This is a genomic window from Devosia sp. (assembly GCF_014860165.1).
In the GTDB taxonomy this organism is placed as follows: Bacteria; Pseudomonadota; Alphaproteobacteria; order Rhizobiales; family Devosiaceae; genus Devosia.
In genome coordinates this window covers 83675-101710 of the sequence record NZ_JACZKG010000027.1, presented here as the reverse complement: position 1 = coordinate 101710, position 18036 = coordinate 83675, and the positions used below count along the sequence as shown (strand labels likewise).

At 64.6% G+C, this 18036-nt stretch carries 15 protein-coding genes; 7 read left to right on the top strand and 8 right to left on the bottom strand.

What is annotated here, in order from left to right; translation table 11 throughout:
- Positions 1-81 precede the first annotated feature (81 nt).
- The gene (phoB, locus tag IH615_RS06440; protein WP_291360779.1) at positions 82-804 is read left to right on the top strand and encodes a phosphate regulon transcriptional regulator PhoB; all 723 of its coding nucleotides are present in this window, start codon (positions 82-84) and stop codon (positions 802-804) included.
- Between the two features lie 48 nt (positions 805-852).
- On the top strand, positions 853-2046 hold the full coding sequence (gene arsK / locus IH615_RS06435) for an arsenite efflux MFS transporter ArsK (protein WP_291360777.1): 1194 nt from the start codon (positions 853-855) through the stop codon (positions 2044-2046).
- A 31-nt stretch (positions 2047-2077) separates the two neighbouring features.
- Here the strand turns inward: arsK and IH615_RS06430 are convergent, their stop codons facing one another.
- Both IH615_RS06430 and IH615_RS06425 read right to left on the bottom strand, forming a co-directional pair.
- Positions 2078-2488, bottom strand: a complete 411-nt coding sequence (locus IH615_RS06430; protein ID WP_291360775.1) for a hypothetical protein — start codon at positions 2486-2488, stop codon at positions 2078-2080.
- Between the two features lie 123 nt (positions 2489-2611).
- Positions 2612-3085 (bottom strand): hypothetical protein, encoded by a 474-nt coding sequence (locus IH615_RS06425; protein ID WP_291360773.1) that lies wholly within the window; start codon positions 3083-3085, stop codon positions 2612-2614.
- Positions 3086-3279: 194 nt separating this feature from the next.
- On the opposite strand from IH615_RS06425, the gene IH615_RS06420 reads away from it, so the two are divergent.
- Both IH615_RS06420 and IH615_RS06415 read left to right on the top strand, forming a co-directional pair.
- Entirely contained in the window at positions 3280-3543 is a 264-nt protein-coding gene (locus IH615_RS06420) for a hypothetical protein (RefSeq protein ID WP_291360771.1), read from the top strand.
- Positions 3544-3645: 102 nt separating this feature from the next.
- Entirely contained in the window at positions 3646-5880 is a 2235-nt protein-coding gene (locus IH615_RS06415; RefSeq protein WP_291360770.1) for a bifunctional diguanylate cyclase/phosphodiesterase, read from the top strand.
- A gap of 24 nt (positions 5881-5904) precedes the next feature.
- Here the strand turns inward: IH615_RS06415 and IH615_RS06410 are convergent, their stop codons facing one another.
- Together IH615_RS06410 and IH615_RS06405 are read right to left on the bottom strand one after the other, a co-directional pair.
- Positions 5905-7530 (bottom strand): MFS transporter, encoded by a 1626-nt coding sequence (locus tag IH615_RS06410; protein WP_291360769.1) that lies wholly within the window; start codon positions 7528-7530, stop codon positions 5905-5907.
- Positions 7531-7663: 133 nt separating this feature from the next.
- Entirely contained in the window at positions 7664-9025 is a 1362-nt protein-coding gene (locus IH615_RS06405) for a PLP-dependent aminotransferase family protein (protein WP_291360767.1), read from the bottom strand.
- A gap of 229 nt (positions 9026-9254) precedes the next feature.
- Between IH615_RS06405 and IH615_RS06400 the strand changes: the two genes are divergently transcribed.
- Complete coding sequence (locus tag IH615_RS06400; RefSeq protein WP_291360765.1) at positions 9255-10457, top strand: PLP-dependent aminotransferase family protein; 1203 nt, start codon at positions 9255-9257, stop codon at positions 10455-10457.
- 138 nt (positions 10458-10595) lie between these two features.
- On the opposite strand, the gene IH615_RS06395 is transcribed toward IH615_RS06400, so the two are convergent.
- Both IH615_RS06395 and IH615_RS06390 read right to left on the bottom strand, forming a co-directional pair.
- Entirely contained in the window at positions 10596-12035 is a 1440-nt protein-coding gene (locus IH615_RS06395) for an aldehyde dehydrogenase family protein (protein WP_291360763.1), read from the bottom strand.
- 25 nt (positions 12036-12060) lie between these two features.
- The gene (locus tag IH615_RS06390) at positions 12061-13212 is read right to left on the bottom strand and encodes a fumarylacetoacetate hydrolase family protein (RefSeq protein ID WP_291360761.1); all 1152 of its coding nucleotides are present in this window, start codon (positions 13210-13212) and stop codon (positions 12061-12063) included.
- A gap of 181 nt (positions 13213-13393) precedes the next feature.
- Here IH615_RS06390 and IH615_RS06385 point away from each other — a divergent pair, with 181 nt between their 5' ends.
- A complete protein-coding gene (locus tag IH615_RS06385) occupies positions 13394-14113 on the top strand; it encodes an SIMPL domain-containing protein (RefSeq protein ID WP_291360760.1) in 720 nt (239 codons plus the stop codon).
- 128 nt (positions 14114-14241) lie between these two features.
- Here the strand turns inward: IH615_RS06385 and IH615_RS06380 are convergent, their stop codons facing one another.
- Both IH615_RS06380 and IH615_RS06375 read right to left on the bottom strand, forming a co-directional pair.
- On the bottom strand, positions 14242-15072 hold the full coding sequence (locus IH615_RS06380; RefSeq protein ID WP_291360758.1) for a sulfite exporter TauE/SafE family protein: 831 nt from the start codon (positions 15070-15072) through the stop codon (positions 14242-14244).
- A complete protein-coding gene (locus IH615_RS06375) occupies positions 15073-15495 on the bottom strand; it encodes a secondary thiamine-phosphate synthase enzyme YjbQ (protein WP_291360757.1) in 423 nt (140 codons plus the stop codon).
- A 257-nt stretch (positions 15496-15752) separates the two neighbouring features.
- On the opposite strand from IH615_RS06375, the gene IH615_RS06370 reads away from it, so the two are divergent.
- On the top strand, positions 15753-18026 hold the full coding sequence (locus IH615_RS06370) for an OmpA family protein (RefSeq protein ID WP_291360755.1): 2274 nt from the start codon (positions 15753-15755) through the stop codon (positions 18024-18026).
- Positions 18027-18036 lie beyond the last annotated feature (10 nt).

Sequence of the window (18036 nt, the reverse complement as noted above, 5' to 3'; positions counted from 1 at the left end):
CTCCCCGCCCCTCCCCTTCAAGGGGGAGGGAGGCCCATTTTGAAGCATCGGGCTTTGGCCCGAATGACGGAGCACGTTCCTATGCCCGCCACCATCCTCGTTGTCGAAGACGAAGGCGATATCGCTATCCTCCTGCGCTACAATCTCGAAGCCGAGGGCTTCCGCGTCGTCACCGCCGAGACCGGCGAGGAGGCGCAGCGCGCCCTGCAGGAGAAACTGCCCGATCTGATCCTGCTCGACTGGATGCTGCCGGAAGTCTCCGGGATCGAGCTATGCCGTCGCTGGCGCGCCCGGGAAGAAACCTCCCGTATCCCCATCATCATGCTCACCGCCCGCGGCGAGGAAGAAGAGCGGGTCAGGGGCCTCGCCACCGGTGCCGACGACTATGTGGTCAAGCCCTTCTCGGTGCCCGAACTGGCTGCCCGCATCCATGCCCTGCTGCGCCGCGCCAATCCCAACCTCGTCACGGCCGCGCTCAAGGTCGGCGATCTCGAACTCGATCGCACCACCCATCGCGTCCGCCGCGCCAACAGAGACGTGCATCTGGGCCCGACCGAATATCGCCTGCTGGAATATCTGATGCGCCATCCCGGCCGCGTCTATTCGCGCGAGCAGCTGCTCGATGGCGTCTGGGGCAACGATGTCTATGTGGATGAGCGGACCGTCGACGTCCATATCGGCCGTCTCCGCCGTGCCATCAATCGCGGTCGCGAATCCGATCCCATCCGCACGGTACGCGGCGCCGGCTATGCTTTCGATGAGCGCTTCGCCGCCAACCAGCCCGTCGCCGCGGCGGCCAGATAGGTCCTGCCGGAGCGGAGGACCCGCCGCACCGCCGACCCGGAGACCGCCATGCAGGACCACCTGCCTGCCCGTGCCATCTGGGCGCTGGGTATCACGCAGATCATCGGCTATGGCACCCTGTACTATTCCTTCGGCGTGCTCGCCCCCGAAATCGGGCTCGCGTTCGGCTGGTCACCCCAATGGGTCTATGGCGCGCTGACGGTGGCCCTGCTCGCCGGCGGGCTGCTAGCCCCGGTTGCCGGACACCTCGCCGACAGGTTCGGCGCAGCCCGAACGATGGCGATCGGCTCGGTCGCGGCTGCCATTGCCCTAGTGGCTGCGGCACTTTCCCCCAGTGGCCCGGCCTATGCCATCGCTCTGGTCGCCATGGAGGTGGCGTCCAGCGCCGTGCTCTATGCAACTGCCTTTGCCGCCATCGTCCAGGCCGGCGGGCGGGACGCCCAGAAGCGCATTACCCATCTGACGCTCATCGCTGGCTTCGCCTCGACGCTGTTCTGGCCAATGACCGGCGTCCTGCTGACCTTGATAGACTGGCGCGGCGCCTATCTGGTGTTTGCCGGGCTCAACCTTGTAGTCTGTGCGCCGCTCCACTACTGGCTCTCCCGTCTCCCCAGGCCCGACGTGACGCCCGCTCCGCAGGAAAGCGCCACACCACCTGCCCCCGCTGGTGCATTGCAGGGGCCAAACCGCTCGACCGGCTTCGGCCTGATGCTACTGGGCTTTGCCATCGAGGGCTTCATACTCTCAGCGGTGCTGATGCAGATCATTCCACTGCTGCAGGGTCTTGGGCTGGGCGCCGGGAGCTTGCTGGTCACCAGCCTGTTCGGCCCCGCACAGGTGCTCAGCCGGCTGCTCTTCCTGGGCAGAAGCTTCCTGCCGACCAGGGTGGCCATCATCGCTGCCATGCTGTTGCCGCTCGGCGCGCTGGCGCTGGTTCTGACGGCGCCCTCGCTGCCGGGCGCAATCCTGTTTGCCGTGCTGTTCGGCTTCGGCTCGGGCCTGATCAGCATCGTGTCGGGCTCGCTTCCCCTGCAACTGATGGGCCGGGAGAACTATGGCGCCAGACTGGGTTGGCTGTCTTCCGCCCGCCAGATCGCCTCGGCCGTTGCGCCGTTTTGCCTGGCGCTTCTCATCGGGGCATCAGGGGTTGCCGGAGCAATCTGGACAATCGTCGGGCTTGGCGTCGTGTCGATCGTCACCTTCGCCACCATCGGGCTTCTGCCGCGAACCGCCGGCAGGTAGCGGACCCGGCCGAAGCCGGGCCCCTGTTGCTTTAGTCGTTCTTCTTCATCTGGCCGGGCGCCGAATCCTTGGCGTCGCCGTCCTGATGGCCGGGCGCGGAATCACGCGCCGGTCCGTCCTGCTGCCCCGGCGCAAATTCGCGTGCACTGTTTTCGTTTGGACCGTCGTCGTCCTGGTCCTCGATGGCGGCGCCCAGCGCGTCTGTCGCGGTGACGGCCACGCAGGTGTCGCCCAGTGCACTCACATCGACCCCGCAGGCTTCTGCGGCAGCTTCTGCGGAGAGCTGCACGCTCGAGGGTAGGTCATCGACATCGATCCCGAGGCTGGCGGCGAGGTCAGCTGTGACACCGGCAATGTCAACGGTTACGGTGCCCTCCTGCGCGAACGCGGCAGGGGCGAACATGATGGCACCAGCAAGTGCCAGGGACGTGAGCTTATGCATGTAATTTCTCCTTTGGCGCCCCCCGCAGGACAACAAAGTGAAACATCATAGGTTCCACTAAATTATTGATTTTAAACATGAAATTTCGATAATAGGCGTGTCAGCCTGTCGCAAGGTACAGCTTCATCGCTCCACATGCGCGCCGGAACTGGCATAATAGTGCTCGGTGAGGACCTGTCCGGAAGGGGTCAGTACCGTCACTGCATAGATGAGGAATGCCCCCACCTGCTGCAATTGCGCATTGATCACTTCGCCGCCGGTCCTGGCCCTGACATCGGGAAGGATGGTCGCCAGTTCGACCGCTCTGCCCGACTCAACGGCCGTGAGCGCATCGTCTTCCGACAGTTCTGTTGCGCCTGAGGGGGGGCCGTTTGCTTTCCCCTCCCCGCTGTCATTGCCAAAGGCATTGCCGTTCTGGCCATTGCCTCCGCCACCGGCATTCCCGTCCTGTCCCTGTCCGTTGCCGCCGCCCTGGCCACCTCCATTTTCACCGGAGCTCTGGCCGTTCCCCTGCCCTTGTCCCTGTCCTTGTGCCGACACGGGCTGCGACAGGATCGCCAGGACCACAAGCACGATTGCGAACGATAAGCGTTTCATGGTGCCCTACCCTTACTCCTGTGTGGCTGACAAAACCCTGACGAGACGCGTCATCGTTCCAACAGCGGCAATGCCATACGCTTGCCCTGTTGGCGCCCAGATTCAATGCGGCGCCCAACCCTGGCCGGATATCCGCATCGGAGAGTTGCGGCATCCTTGGTGAGGCTAACGTCGTTCGTGATCGGGACCATTCCATGACCAACCAGGAAGCCGCCGCCTTTATCAGCAAGTACCGCTCTTTGCTCAAGGCGTGGACTATGGCCGTGGGTGGTTTCACGCGCGAGGACAGTGATGCGCTCTATCGCGAGCTGGAGCAGGGTCAGGACCTGCTGGCTCAAATCGCGCTGGAATATCCAGAAAAGAGCTATTCGGTCGACATGCTTATCAACTCCCGCAGCCGCACCTGGCCCGGCTTTGCCGCGGAACGGATACCCCGTCCAGCGAGCCGCCAAACCTGACATGAGCCGTATGGCTACAATGCGATCACAAATTGCAATGTAATTGCGCTTTTGATCTGTCGTTAGGGTTTGAGGCGGTACCTTTGGGTGCCGAGGCCCGAATTGAACACACGACAGTCCCCCCTTTCCCGCCAGATTACCAACCTGTCGATCGTATTCGCCCTGGCGCTGATCGCCGCTGTCGGGTTCCTTGGGTGGTGGGCCGCCTCGCGGATCGATGATCGCTCGATAGCCCGACAAGCCCGCGCCGTCCAAACCGGGCTGGCCGACATTGCCGCGCGCATACCGGTCGAGCAGAACAGTTCCGCCATCTGGGATGACGCCGTCCTGAACCTCCGATCCGGCAACGCGCCATGGATCGAGGAAAACCTCACCGTCTGGATGAGCGACTACTTCGGGCACGATGAGGTTTACATTCTCGACAGCGCCAATGAGGTGACCCATGCGGCACACGATGGCGCCGCCTCCGACCCGGCAGCCTATGAGACCGTCCGCGACGTCATTACGCCACTGGTGACGACTTTGCGCGACGCAATGGCTGTGGCATCGGCCGATGAGAGCGACTCCACCGCTTCGGTGACGGGCCTTGGTGTGGAAGACATCGTGGCCCTCCCGGGCGGCGAGCCGGCAATCATCAGTTTGCGCCCGATCGTGCCGAGCAGCGACGCTGTCCAGCAATCGCCGGGGTCCGAATTCGTCCATGTCTCGATCCGCGAGATCAATGACAAGGTCGCCGAGGAGATCTCGAAGAAGTACGCCATAGATGGTATCGGTTATTCGCAATTTGACGCCGCCGATGGCGACAAGGTCGCATCGCCCATTCTCAACAATAACGGCCGGATCATCGGCTTCTTCACCTGGGTGCCGGACGAGCCGGCATATGCCCTGATACGGGAAACGGCGCCGGCCCTGGCCGTGGCCCTGGCCTTTTCCGCGCTGGCCGCTGCCCTGCTGCTCGGGCGCCTCAGGCGCACAAGCGCCATGCTGGAGCACAGTCGCGCAGAGGCCTCCTATCTTGCATTTCACGACGCGCTGACGGGCGTGCCAAACCGTGCCCTGTTCGAGGATCGGCTGGAGCAGGCGCTGGCGCATATGCGGCGTTCGGGCGCCATGGTGGCGCTGCACTACCTCGATCTGGATCGCTTCAAGCATGTCAACGATACGCTGGGGCATCCGGTAGGCGATGAACTCATCAAGGCGGTGGCGCAGCGCCTGTCGGCCTGCGTCAGCGACGTGGACACCGTCGCCAGGATCGGGGGCGACGAGTTTGCCATCATCCAGGTTGGCCTCGCCGATACCTCCCTCGCATTGTCCCTGGCACAAACGGTCGTCGAGGTGATCGGCGCGCCATTCGAGCTGTCCGGTCACGAGATTCGTGTCGGCGCCAGCGTCGGCGTGGTCGCCACGTCTGACGCAGCTTCCACCGGCGAGGAGCTGATGCGTCAGGCCGATATCGCGCTCTATAGCGCCAAGGGTGACGGCCGGGGACGGTACCACTTGTTTGTCGATCAGATGGACGAAAACGTCCGCGACCAGCGCGGGCTGGAAATGGACCTCCGATCCGCCCTCGCAAACGAGGAAGGTCTCGGTCTCGTCTATCAGCCCATTTATAACACCCTTTCCAGCACCATCGTAGGCGCGGAGGCGCTGGTCCGGTGGGATCATCCCACGCGCGGCCGACTTTCCCCGGCCACCTTCATCCGCCTCGCGGAAGACCGCGGGCTGATCGATCAGCTGGGAACGTGGGTGTTGACCACCGCTTGCAGCTTCGCGGCCGGCACCAGTCTCCCCTGGGTGGCGGTCAACGTCTCGCCGCTGCAGTTCCGGGACGAACACTATGCCGATCGGGTGTTCGAGGTGCTGGAGCAAACCGGCCTGCCGGCCCGCCGCCTCGAACTGGAAATTACCGAGGGGCTGTTATTGCAGAACTCCCCGCTGGTTCAATCCACCCTGAACCGCCTGCGAGCGCGCGGCATCCGGGTTGCGCTCGACGATTTCGGCACGGGCTATTCCTCGATCAGCTACCTGCGCACCTATGGCGTGGACAAGCTCAAGATCGACCAGTCCTTTACATCAGCAATCGGCAAGGACCAGGAAATCCAGGGCATTGTCCGGTCCATCATCGAACTGGGCCGAGCCATGCATATGCTGGTCACCGCCGAAGGCGTCGAAACCACCGAGCAGCAGCGCATCCTGGCATCCATGGGCTGCGATCAGCTTCAGGGTTATCTTTTGTCCAAGCCGGTATCCGCCGATGCCCTGACCGAGACACTGGCCAGCAATGCCGCCTCGCCGCCCACGGCGAACCTGCAGCCGGCTTCCCGGTTCACTGCCTAGAGTGCCCTCCTCTGGAGCGCTGCGCTAGACTTCCGGCGTTTCGCGCAGGGGCGTGTCGTCGCGCAGCGGCACCGTCTGTCGCTCGATCATCCGCCGCACCACCGGCGGGTTCTCACCCCGGTGCAGCGCGCGGATCAGTTCGACATTCTCCGCGTCGGCCTTGGTGCGCCTCAGGTTGTGCCGCAGATAGTCGATCCAGGTCGGCACGTGGTAGGACTCGGTCCATGTCTCGGGATGCTCGAGGTCGCGCAGCAGCGCCCATTGCCGGGCGCCATCGCGGATGCGGATATGCCGCCTGTCTGCCATCAGCGCCAGGAAGCGCGGAATATCCTCCTGGGCGATGATGTAGTCGATCATCACCATGATGGGTCCGCTGCGCGGGCGGAGGTCGAGCCCCAGGATCGGCTCGTTGAACGTGTTGAGCGGATTGAGGTCGCGGGCGTTGAACTGCGGCAGTGGCAGCCGGAACCCAACCAGCGCGCAGAGCAGCATTGTCGACCCTGCCAATACCAGCGCCGCATCCGGGCCGAGCGCGTCTGCACTCAGGCCCCAGACCCAGGAGCCCCCTGCCATGCCGCCGAACGTGGCCGTCTGGTAGAGCGACAGCGCCCGCCCCACCACCCAGCGCGGCGAGGACAGCTGGATCGAGACATTGAACAGCGACAATGCCAGCACCCAGCAGGCGCCCGCGGGCAATAGCGCGAGGTGGCTCAGCCACGGATCGCGGCTATAGCCCAGCGCCACGCTGCTGGCAGCGAAGCCGATGCAGGCAAGCCGCACGATCACCTCATTGCTGTAGCGCTCGCGGATGCGGCCATTGAGGAACGCCCCGCCAATGGCACCCAGGCCAAAGCAGCCCAGCAGCGTGCCATAGATCAGCGCTCCGCCGCCCACATATTCCGCCGCCACCGATGGCAGCAGCGCCAGGATTGCGGTCGCCGCAAAGCCGAACAGGAAGCCGCGAAACAGCACCGTCATCAGGTTTGGCGACAGCGACACATAGCGGATGCCCGCCCACATGGCGCTGCCGAAACTCTCGCGCGGCAGCCGGTTGGGCGCCCGCTCCGGCTGCCAGCGCCAGAGCGCCGCGATCAGCGGTATGTAGGAGAACGCATTGACCGCGAATGCCGCGGCCGCCCCCGCCAGCGCCACGATCAGCCCACCCACGGCCGGGCCGACGCTGCGCATCATGTTAAAGCCCATGGCATTGAGCGTCACCGCACCCGGCAGGTCGCTGCGCGGCACGATATCGCCCATCGAGGCCTGCCAGGACGGGTTGAACAGCGCCGTGCCGCAACCGATCAGGAAGGTGAAGGCCAGCAGCAGCCACGGGTTGAGCAGGCCGAAAAAGGCCAGCGCCGCAAGCGCCAACGACACCACCATCATGCCGCCCTGCGCGACGAGCATCACCGTGCGCCGGTCAAAATTGTCGGCCAGCGCTCCCGCAGCGATCGAGAACACCATGATGGGAAGAGTGGTTGAGGCCTGCACCAGGGCGATCATGTTGTGCGAAGAGGTTAGCGTGGTCATCATCCACCCCGCGCCCACCGATTGCACCAGCCCGCCCAGGTTCGACACCAGCGTCGCCAGCCACAAGAGTCGGAACGTCTCGTTCCGGAACGGCGCCAATACGGATGGACGATCAGCCATCTAGCTTCCTTTCGCTATCTGTCTGTCTAGGGCTCCATCAGTCGCCTTGCAACCACGCTAGGCCGCGGAACGGAGCTGCGCACACCCGCGCACGACCATCCGCGCCGTCCATCTCCGGCACCAGGTGTCCGGTCTAGACCACCACGTCCTCGTCGCTGCCCAGAATTCCGGCCAGCGCCACCAGGGCACGCTCCAGTACCGCACGCGATGATGGCGCCATGATGCAGAGCCGCACGCCGGCCACCGGGGAATCGCCGACCTGCGTTGCCGACGGTGGCGTGATCCGCACCCCGGCCTCGCTGGCCCGTCGGACAAACTGCTCCGCCTTGAGCGGGGTCATCGGCAGCCACAGATGCGGTGCGCCACCTGGCATGGGTACGGCGCCGATACCCAGCTTGGCCCGGGTCAATTCCAGCCGCGCCAAACCCTCGCTTCGCAGGATGGCGGCTGCCTCCTCGCCCATGCCAATTTCGAGCATGGCCGTGCCCAGCTCCGCAACATAGGGCGGCAGACCCCAGCTTTCCGCCCGCATCCGCTTGCGCATCGCCGCCAGCAGCGTCGCCGGCGGCGCGACAACGCCAAGTCGCATCAGCGGCGTCAGGCTCTTGGAGAGGCTCGTGACATAGATGACCTGGTCGGGCATCAGCTCCCGGTAGGTCAGCTTGCCCTTGGCCGCGTAGATTCCATAGATGTCGTCCTCGACAATCATCGCGCCATGCCGCCGCACGACCTCGGCAATCGCCCGCCGCCGGTCTGGCCCCGTCTCGAAACCCAGAGGGTTCTGGCACACCGGCGTCGTGTAGATGATCCGCGCCCCCGAAGCCGCCAGCGCCACGTCGAGCGCCTCGGGCAGCATGCCCTCGCTGTCATGGACCACTGGCACCATGGTCATGCCCAGGCTCGCCGCCGCTGCCAGCGCACCGGGAAAAGTCGCGCTCTCGGTCAGGATGAAACTGGATGTCTCGCGCAAAGTCGCGAAGGCGAGGTGCAGCCCCTGCTGCGCACCGTTGCACAGCAGGATCTCGTCGGCGTCGAGCGCCGTACGCTCCGCGCTCAGCCAGCGCGCCACCGTTCCGCGTTGCCGCGGGGTCCCACTCGGATCGCCATAGCCGCCATGAGACAGCGCCAGTGCATGGCGGTTGGCCAGGTCCGTCGCCGCAGCCATCCGCTGCGCCGAGATGATCGGCGGCGGCGCGTTGATGGTCAGGTCGATAATGCCGCCAGCATCCGGCCTTGCTCCCGCCTGGTCGAGCACGAACGTCCCGCGTCCGATCTCCCCCCGCACCACGCCACGCGCGCTCAGCGTGTCGATGGCCCGCGTCACGCTGCCGATGGAAACCGAAAACTGCTGCGCCAGCTGCCGATGGGTCGGCAGCTGCTCGCCGGGGCGAAACCGTCCCGCGGCAATCGCCGTCTCTACCGCCCTGGCCAATCGCTCATGCAGCGGATGGCCGCTATCCGGCAGGCTGATTGTATTGGTGTTTGTATCATTCATCGGTTGATATTATCCGCCCGAGGACCAGATTGTCCACGCGGCCAATCGTCATATCCGCAGACTGAGCGATACGAATGAGCGTTCCACCGCGTCGATAGCGGTTGATTGGACTAGATTTTGGACGGCATTCAGGGCGGTGTCCATACCCCACCTGTACAATAAGGTCAGCTCTATTGACATAACAATATGGGGGTGCTTGTATCTCTCGTATCATTACATGGTGATACAAATGACGCCACAGGAATTTCGCCTCTCGTCCCGTGCGCAGGCCATCAAGGCCTCCGAAATCCGCGAGCTGCTGAAGCTGGTCGGCAAGCCCACGATGATCTCGTTTGCAGGCGGCATTCCCGACCCGGCCTTGTTCAATGTGGGCCTGTTTCAGGAGGCGTGGCGGCAGGTCTTTGCCGGGCCCTCGATCGCCCGCGAGGCCCTGCAATATTCCACCACCGAGGGCTACCTGCCCCTGCGTCAATGGATCGCCGACCACATGGCGGGCCGCGGCGTGCCCGCCGGACCGGACAATGTCCTCGTCACGTCTGGCTCGCAGCAGGCACTCGATCTGATCGGCAAGCTGCTGCTCGATCCGGGCAGTGGCGTCGCCCTTGCCCGCCCCACCTACCTGGGAGCGCTGCAGTCGTTTTCCGCCTATCAGCCAAAGTTCGTCGGCCTCGACGCGCCCCAGCCCACAGGGCCCGACGCGCCGCGCTTGGTCTACCTTGTGCCGGACTTCGCCAATCCCGATGGCGCCACGCTGAGTCGCGCTGCCCGGCACAATGCGCTCGACCGGGCGCGTGCGCTCGACGCGGTCATTGTCGAGGACGGGGCCTATTCTGCCCTGCGCTACGATGGCGAAGACCTCCCGCCCATCGCCGCCCTGGACGCAGCGGTCGCGGGCATCGAGGCATCTCGCACGCTCTATTGCGGCTCGTTCTCCAAGACCCTGTCGCCCGGACTTCGCGTTGGCTGGGTCTGTGGACCCACCACGCTGATCCGCAAGCTGACGCTGCTCAAGCAGGGCGCGGACCTGCACACCGCCACGACCAACCAGATGGTCATCCACCGCGTCGCGTCAGAGGGCTATGAGGCCCAGGTTGCCCGAGCCCGGTCGGTCTATCGCGCCCGCCGCGATGCCATGCTGAGCGCGCTGGAGCGCCACGCCCCGTCCGGCCTGCGCTGGAAGAAGCCCGATGGAGGCATGTTCATCTGGCTGGAGCTGCCCGAGCATCTCGACGCCGATGCCCTGCTGCAGCAGGCCCTGCGGCAGGACATCGCCTTCGTCCCAGGCGCCGCCTTCCACGCCGATGGCTCGGGCCGCAACACGATGCGTCTGAGCTTCTCCCTCAGCGACGAAGCCCAGATCGAGGTGGGCATCTTCAAGCTCTGCAGCCTGATCGGCCAGCAGGCGATGGCAAAGGCAGTGAATGTGAGCTGAGGTGATCCTACGCACCGCCGCACGTCACCCTCGGGCTTGACCTGAGGGCTCTATGCTAGCCGAGCGATTGGCAAAGTGCAGCCCCCTCGGGTCAAACCCGAGGGTGACGATCGCGTCTGCGGGTAAGCCTCGGCCCCCTCAACCCGCTGCGGTATAAGCCGTCTTCACCACCGTGAAGAACTCGGCCGCGTACTTGCCCTGCTCGCGTGGACCATAGCTGGACCCCTTACGCCCGCCGAACGGCACGTGGAAATCGACGCCGGCTGTCGGCACGTTGACCATCACCATGCCGGCCTCGGCGTTGCGCTTGAAATGCGTCGCATATTTCAGCGAGGTGGTGACGATGCCGGCGCTGAGGCCGAATTCGGTGTCATTGGCCGTGGCCAGGGCTTCCTCGTAGTCCTTCACCTTGATGACGGCCGCAACCGGTCCGAAGATTTCCTCGCGCGCGATACGCATCTGGTTGGTGACGCCGGTAAACAGCGCCGGCTGCAGGAAATACCCCTCGGTGGGCGCATTGACCCGCTGCCCGCCCGCACGCAGCTCGGCACCCTCATCCTGACCGATGCCGATATAGTCCATATCCTGCTTGAGCTGGCTGGGATCGACCACCGGCCCGATCTCGGTGTCCTTGGCCAGGGCATCGCCCACGCGCAGGTTCTTGGTCCGCTCGCACAGAGCGTCGACAAAGGCGTCGTGGATGCCCTCGGTGACGATCACCCGCGACGACGCCGTGCAGCGCTGGCCGGTCGAGAAAAAGGCCGACTGCGCCACCGTTTCCACCGCCACCTTGAGATCGGCATCGTCCAGGACAACGGTCGGGTTCTTGCCGCCCATTTCGAGCTGGAACTTGCGGCCGACCTCGATCGAGGCCGCGGCAACGCGCTTGCCCGTGCCCACCGAGCCGGTGAAGCTGATGGCGGTGACGTCCTTGCTGTCGAGCATGGTCTGTCCGACCACCGAGCCCTTGCCCATGACCAGATTGACCACGCCCTTGGGCAGGCCGTTGCGGACCAGGATATCCACGATCGCCCAGGTCGAGCCCGGCACCAGGTCTGCCGGCTTGATGACGACCGTGTTGCCATAGGCCAAAGCAGGCGCCATCTTCCAGGTCGGGATGGCGATCGGGAAATTCCACGGCGTGATGATGCCGATCACCCCGATCGGCTCGCGGGTGATCTCCACACCGACACCGGGCCGGACAGAAGGAAGAACTTCACCAGAAAGCCGCAAGACTTCTCCGGCAAAGAAGTCGAAAATCTGCGCCGCGCGCGTCACTTCGCCAATGCCCTCGGGCAGCGTCTTGCCCTCTTCGCGGCTCAGCAGCTCGCCCAGCTCGACCTTGCGCGCCAGGATTTCCTGGCTGGTCTTGCTCAAGATGGCGTGGCGCTCAAGGATGCCCGAACGCGACCAGGCGGGGAATGCCGCCTTGGCGGCGGCGATAGCCTGCTTGGTCTCTTCCGCCGTCGCCCGCGCATAGACGCCGACAACTTCAGCGATATTGGACGGGTTGATGTTCTCGACCCCATCCGAGCCCACCCATTCCCCGTTGATGAGGTTCTTGTGCAGTTCAGCCATTTTGGATTGCCTTTCGGGAGGGAGCTTAGAGGAGGTCGGCCTTGGCTAGGTCACGCAGCAGATGGCTGGCGCCATAGGTCCAGGGCGGACATTTGGTGGAGAGGTTCACCCTGTTAGATAGGGTGCCCAGTTCAGAAGTCGATATCGTGACCACGTCGCCCAGCTTGTGGGTAAAACCCTTGCCGGCGCCGTCGCGATCCTTCACCGGGGCGAACATGGTGCCGAGATAAAGCACGAGGCCATCGGGATACTGGTGGTGGCCGCCGATGGTCGCGGCAACCAGCGATTCCGGCGTGCGCGAAATCTGGTTCATCGAGGAATGCCCCTCGAGCACGAAGCCGTCGTCGCCCTCGACCCGCAGCGCAATCTCGGATTGCTTGACCGTTTCGAGCGTGAAATCGCCATCGAACAGCCGGATGAACGGACCCAGCGAGGCCGAGGCATTGTTGTCCTTGGCCTTGCCCAGCAGCAGCGCCGAGCGGCCCTCCACGTCACGCAGGTTGACGTCGTTGCCCAGCGTCGCGCCGATGATCTCGCCCTTGCTGGTCACCAGCAGCGCCACTTCCGGCTCGGGATTGTTCCAGCTCGACACCGGGTGCAGTCCAACTTCGGCGCCATAACCCACCGAGCTCATCGGCTGGCCCTTGGTGAAAATTTCCGCATCCGGACCGATGCCGACTTCCAGATACTGGCTCCACACGCCCCGCTCGATCAGCGCCGCCTTGACCTTCATGGCCGTGTCGGAGCCAGGCACCAGCTCGCTCAGGTCGGTACCGATAAGCCCCAGAATATCGCCGCGCAGGGCATCGGCCCGCGCCTTGTCCCCGCGCGCCTGCTCTTCGATGACCCGCTCCAACAGCGATACGACGAAGGTCACGCCCGAGGCCTTAATGGCCTGCAGGTCGATAGGCGACAGCAGGCTGGGCTTGGACCTATCCGAGCTCGCAGCCACCGAATTGGCCAGCGCGGCGTCGGCGCTGCCCAGGCTCGTGCCGGCGGCATTGCGCACATGCTGGGCGGCATTCCCGCTCTCGGCAACGTCCCGCACCGTGGCCAAACCTTTGGCCGTAATGTCGATCAGCTCGCCATCGCGAACCGTCACGATACGCGGGTGCTCATGGCCCGGAACGCGGGCGCGGCCCAGCAGGATGCCGTCGGGATAGTGCCTGTCGCCCATGGTCCGCCCCCTGAAATGTCAGTGCAGTGACTACCCCACCGTCCCCCTCAAGTGCAAGCCTCAAAAGTCATACTTTTGGTGATGACCGATCTCCACAGCCCGTTCAACTCCGGTTCATCTGTGCCGCAATACTGACGCAATGGATGGGGAGTAGTCCCCCCGATACCTATTGGAGTGTCCCATGCGTCGCTTTGCTGCCTTTGTGCCTTTCGTCCTGCTCGCCAGCCTGTCGCTCCCGGCCTATGCCGGCACCATCACCATCGAAGGTCGCGGCGAAGTCATGGCGACTCCGGATATGGCGCAGATCAATTCGGGCGTAACCACCCAGGGCGCCACGGCACGCGAGGCACTCGACGCCAATACCGCGGCCATGGCCGATCTAATTGCTGAGCTCAAGGCAGCCGGGATCGAGCCACGCGACATCCAGACCTCCGGCTTCTCGGTCAATCCGAACTACGTCTATACCGACGAGCGCGACGCAAACGGCTATTCCCTGCCGCCCAAGATCAACGGTTACCAGGTCAGCAACACCGTGACCGTCACAGTGCGCAAGCTCGATACCCTGGGCAGCATCCTCGACAAGTCGGTCACGGTCGGCGCCAATACCATCAACGGCGTGAGCTTCTCGGTGGCCGATCCGTCCGAGCTCTATGACGAGGCCCGCAAGGCCGCCTTCGCCGATGCGCGCGCGAAGGCTGAGCTCTATGCCACCGCGGCCGGCAGCACGCTCGAAGACATTTTGTCGATTTCTGAAGGCCAGACCTTCAATGATCCGCAGCCCTACCCCATGTACGCACGGGCGGACATGGCGGCCAGTGCACCGGTCCCCGTGCAGGCGGGCGAATTGGCCTTTGCTATCAACGTCAACGTCCAGTGGGAACTGGGCACCGGCGCCGAGTAATCAATTCCCATACCCCTCTCGAGGGGGCTTGGGCGGTGGGGACGATCGGATATACCGTAGTCACCCGTCCCCACCAACCTGATGCGGCAAGGCCCTCGCGCAAGCGGGGGCCTTTGCTTTTCTTGCCTTCAGCCGGCCAGCACCTTCCACAGCATGTTGAACCCGACCAGCACGAGGAATACCGCGAAGACATATTTGAGCGTCTTCTGGTCCAGCCGGTGGGCCACCGCGGCGCCCAGCGGCGCAAAGGCGGCGGCCAGCACGGCGATCAGCACCAGAGCCACCAGGTTGATATAGCCCAGGCTCAGCGGCGGCAGGCCCGTCGCACCCCAGCCCGAAATGAGGAAGCCTGCTGTCCCCGCGACCGCGATGGCCACGCCGATGCCGGCCGAGGTGCCTACGGCCGCGTGCATCGTGGCGCCAAACGCCACCAGCGTCGGCACGGTCAGCGAGCCCCCGCCAATCCCCATCAGAGCCGAGATATAGCCGACGACGAACCCCGAAGCGCGATGCGTGGCGGCCGAACCTTTGAGATGACCCATCAGCCTGGTCTGGAAGGCGAAGATGATGTTGGCGGCGATCACGAAAGCCATCACCGCAAACACAATGCGCAAGACGTCGCCGGAAAACAGCCCCGCCATCAGCCCACCGATAAACGTGCCGGCGACGATGAACGGCGCCCACAGCCGCAGCACCTTGAGGTCCAGCGCACCGCGCTTGTAATGCGAACGTGCGCTCATGATGCCGGTCGGGATGATGATGGCGAGCGAGGTGCCCACGGCCACATGCTGGACGACATCCGCATCATAGCCCAGTAGCAACAGCGCGTTGCTCAGCGCCGGCACGATGATCGCGCCGCCGCCGATGCCCAGCAGCCCCGCAGCGATCCCCGAGACCACGCCGGTCGCCATCAGCCCAAATACAAACGGCCAATAGCCGACCAGCGTCGCCCAGTCCATTCAACGGTCTCCGATAAGGTGGAGCACCACGTCGCGGCGATGCGGCCGGCGCCGGTGCTCGAAGACATAGATACCCTGCCAGGTGCCGAAGACCGGCTGACCGTCGATGATCGGAATGCCGATCGACGTCTGCGTCAGCGCCGCCCTGATATGGGCCGGCATGTCGTCGGGTCCCTCAGTCGTATGGACCAGCCACTCCATGCCCTCGGGGACCAGGCGCCGAAAGAAGCCGTCGAGGTCGGTCTTCACATCGGCATCGGCATTTTCCTGGATCAGCAGCGAGCACGACGTGTGGCGCACAAAGACCGTCAATAGCCCGGTCGCCACGTCCGCATTGGTCACGAACTGGCGCAAAGCGGGGGTAAATTCATAGAGCCCCTGCCCCTGGGTCGGAATGGTGAGTATCTCGGTGGCTTGCTGCATGGTCCCGACCTATCATGTTCGCGCCTCGCGGGCCAAGCGCATCGCCGACGGATCCGACCATTGTGCCGCACTTGCGCCATGATCGAGCCGCCACGCTCGATCTGCCCGCATCGCAGGAACCATCGCTGGGGCCGGGCGTTGCTGGGCTTACGGGGAATTAGCATCGCTACATCGAGCCACCAGTTCCATTCAGTTTCCATTCAGACTGGTCTCGCGATGCTTGGCACGAATGTCTATCGACATAAGGAAAAAGAACAATGCGCCTTAGAAATTGGCTCCTGACCGGCACCAGCATCGGTCTGATGACCCTGTTGCCGCTGAGCGTTCGTGCCCAGGACGGCGACCTCGTCGCCGCCTACCAGGCCTATGTAGCCGCCCAGGCATCCGGTGACACGGCCGCTCTGGAGGCCGCGCAGGCCAGCCTGACCGAGCTCTGCATCGTCGCTGGCTATGCCACCTTCGAGGAATGCATCGCCGCCGTCTCGGCGGCGCCGGCGCCCGGCGAAGCAGCCCCCCCGCCTGCCGCAGACCCGCAGGCAGATGCCGACGCCGCAGCCGCAGCGGAAGCAGCAGCCGCAGCCGAAGCTCAGGCCGCCGCTGAGGCTCAAGCAGCAGCAGATGCACAGGCAGCCGCCGAGGCCCAGGCCGCGGCTGACGCTCAGGCCGCTGCCGAAGCTCAAGCTGCGGCAGACGCCCAGGCAGCCGCAGCCTGGGCTTCCGCGTCTGCGGCTGATGCCCAGGCTGCTGCCGAAGCTCAGGCCGCCGCTGACGCACAGGCGGCCGCCGAAGCCCAGGCTGCTGCGGATGCCCAGGCAGCCGCCGAGGCAGAGGCCGCAGCAGCAGCTGCTGCAGCGGCCCAGGCCCCAGCCGAGCCCGCACCTGCCGAACAGCCTGCTGTCACTGCGGAAGAGCCTGCTCCGGCAGTTGACGCTCCGCCAGCCGACGCTGCCGCTACAGTTGACATCTCGGCCGACCTGCAGGTGCAGGTTGACCTCTACAATGCCGCCGTTGCCGACCTGATGGCGGGTGGTGATGCCACCGCGGCACAGGCCCAGATTGCCGACGCCCAGGCCCAGATCGCCGCGCTTTGCGCTGAGGCGGGCTTTGCCGACGTCGATGCCTGCCTGGCGCAGTATGGCCTGTCCCTGCCCGCAGTCCCCGGCCTGCCGGCGGCTGCCGAGCCGACGACCGATCCGCGTGCTTCCGATCAGCCGGCCGATGCGACAGAAATGCCGACTGAGCCCGTGCCTGAAGGCACGACCGGCGAGGCCGCCCCGCTGACCGACTCGGGCAAGGAAGACACGCTGGTCGTGGACCCTGCCGCAGCCGCCCCGGCTGACGCGACGGCACCGGCCGATGCCGCTCCCGCCGCGCCGGCGCAGGAAGCTACGGTCGTCACCCTCGAAACACTCCCCGAGAGCGATGTCGACGCCCAGTCCGAAGACCTGAGGGCCTTTGCTGCTGAGCCGATGGAAGCCGTTGCCGCCGAACAGGGCACCGAGGTCACCGCGACCGACAACACCACCGTCAACCAGACGGTAATCAACAACTACATCAACAACATCACCAACAACGTGACGAACAACACGGTCAATGGTGACGTCACCAACAACACCCAGACCAATATCGGCCAGCAGAACAACGTCACGATTGTCGAACAGGCACCCGTGGCCTCCGTAAATGCCGGCGACCTGATCACCCAGGTCATCCTGCAGGTTGGGACCCAGTTGATCGTCAACTCGGTCGGCCAGGATACGGATCGCTTCTACAATCCTGAGCAGGACGAGATCTACTACGAGAACCTGAGCAACGGCCGCGTCCGTGAAGTCATCACGCGCCCGGACGGCTCTCAGATCATAACGGTGCGCAATAGCAATGGCGACGTGCTGCGTCGCTCGCGCATCACGCCTGATGGTCGCGAATATGTCCTCGCCTATTTCGATGACCGCTATAACGATGATCTGATCATCTGGCGCGACCCGGGCCAGGATCTGCCGCCGCTGCGTCTCGATATCCCCGTCGAGGACTACATCCTTGACGCCCGCTATGCCGACGAGAACGAGGTTGAGGACTTCTTCGCCCAGCCGCCGGTCGAGCAGGTTGCCCGCATCTATTCCATCGATGAGGTCAAGCGCTCTGCCCGTATTCGTGACAGCGTGCGTCGCCTTGAAGTTGGTGGTCTGACCTTCGACACGGGCGCCGCCACTATCGGCCGGGACCAGGTGGGAGCCTTGTCTGCTACGGCAAACGCCATGCTGGCCCTGCTGGAGCGCAATCCGGGCGAGACCTTCCTGATCGAGGGCCATACCGACGCCGTCGGCTCGGAAATCTCCAACCTGGGTCTGTCGGACCTGCGCGCTGCCACCGTGGCCCGCATCCTGACCGACTTCTACGGTGTCCCGCCGGAAAACCTGGCTACCCAGGGTTATGGCGAGCGCTACCTCAAGATCCGCACCGAAGCCGCGGAACGTGAGAACCGTCGCGTAACCATCCGCCGCATCACGCCGCTGATCACCGTCGCCGGCAACTAACACCAACGGC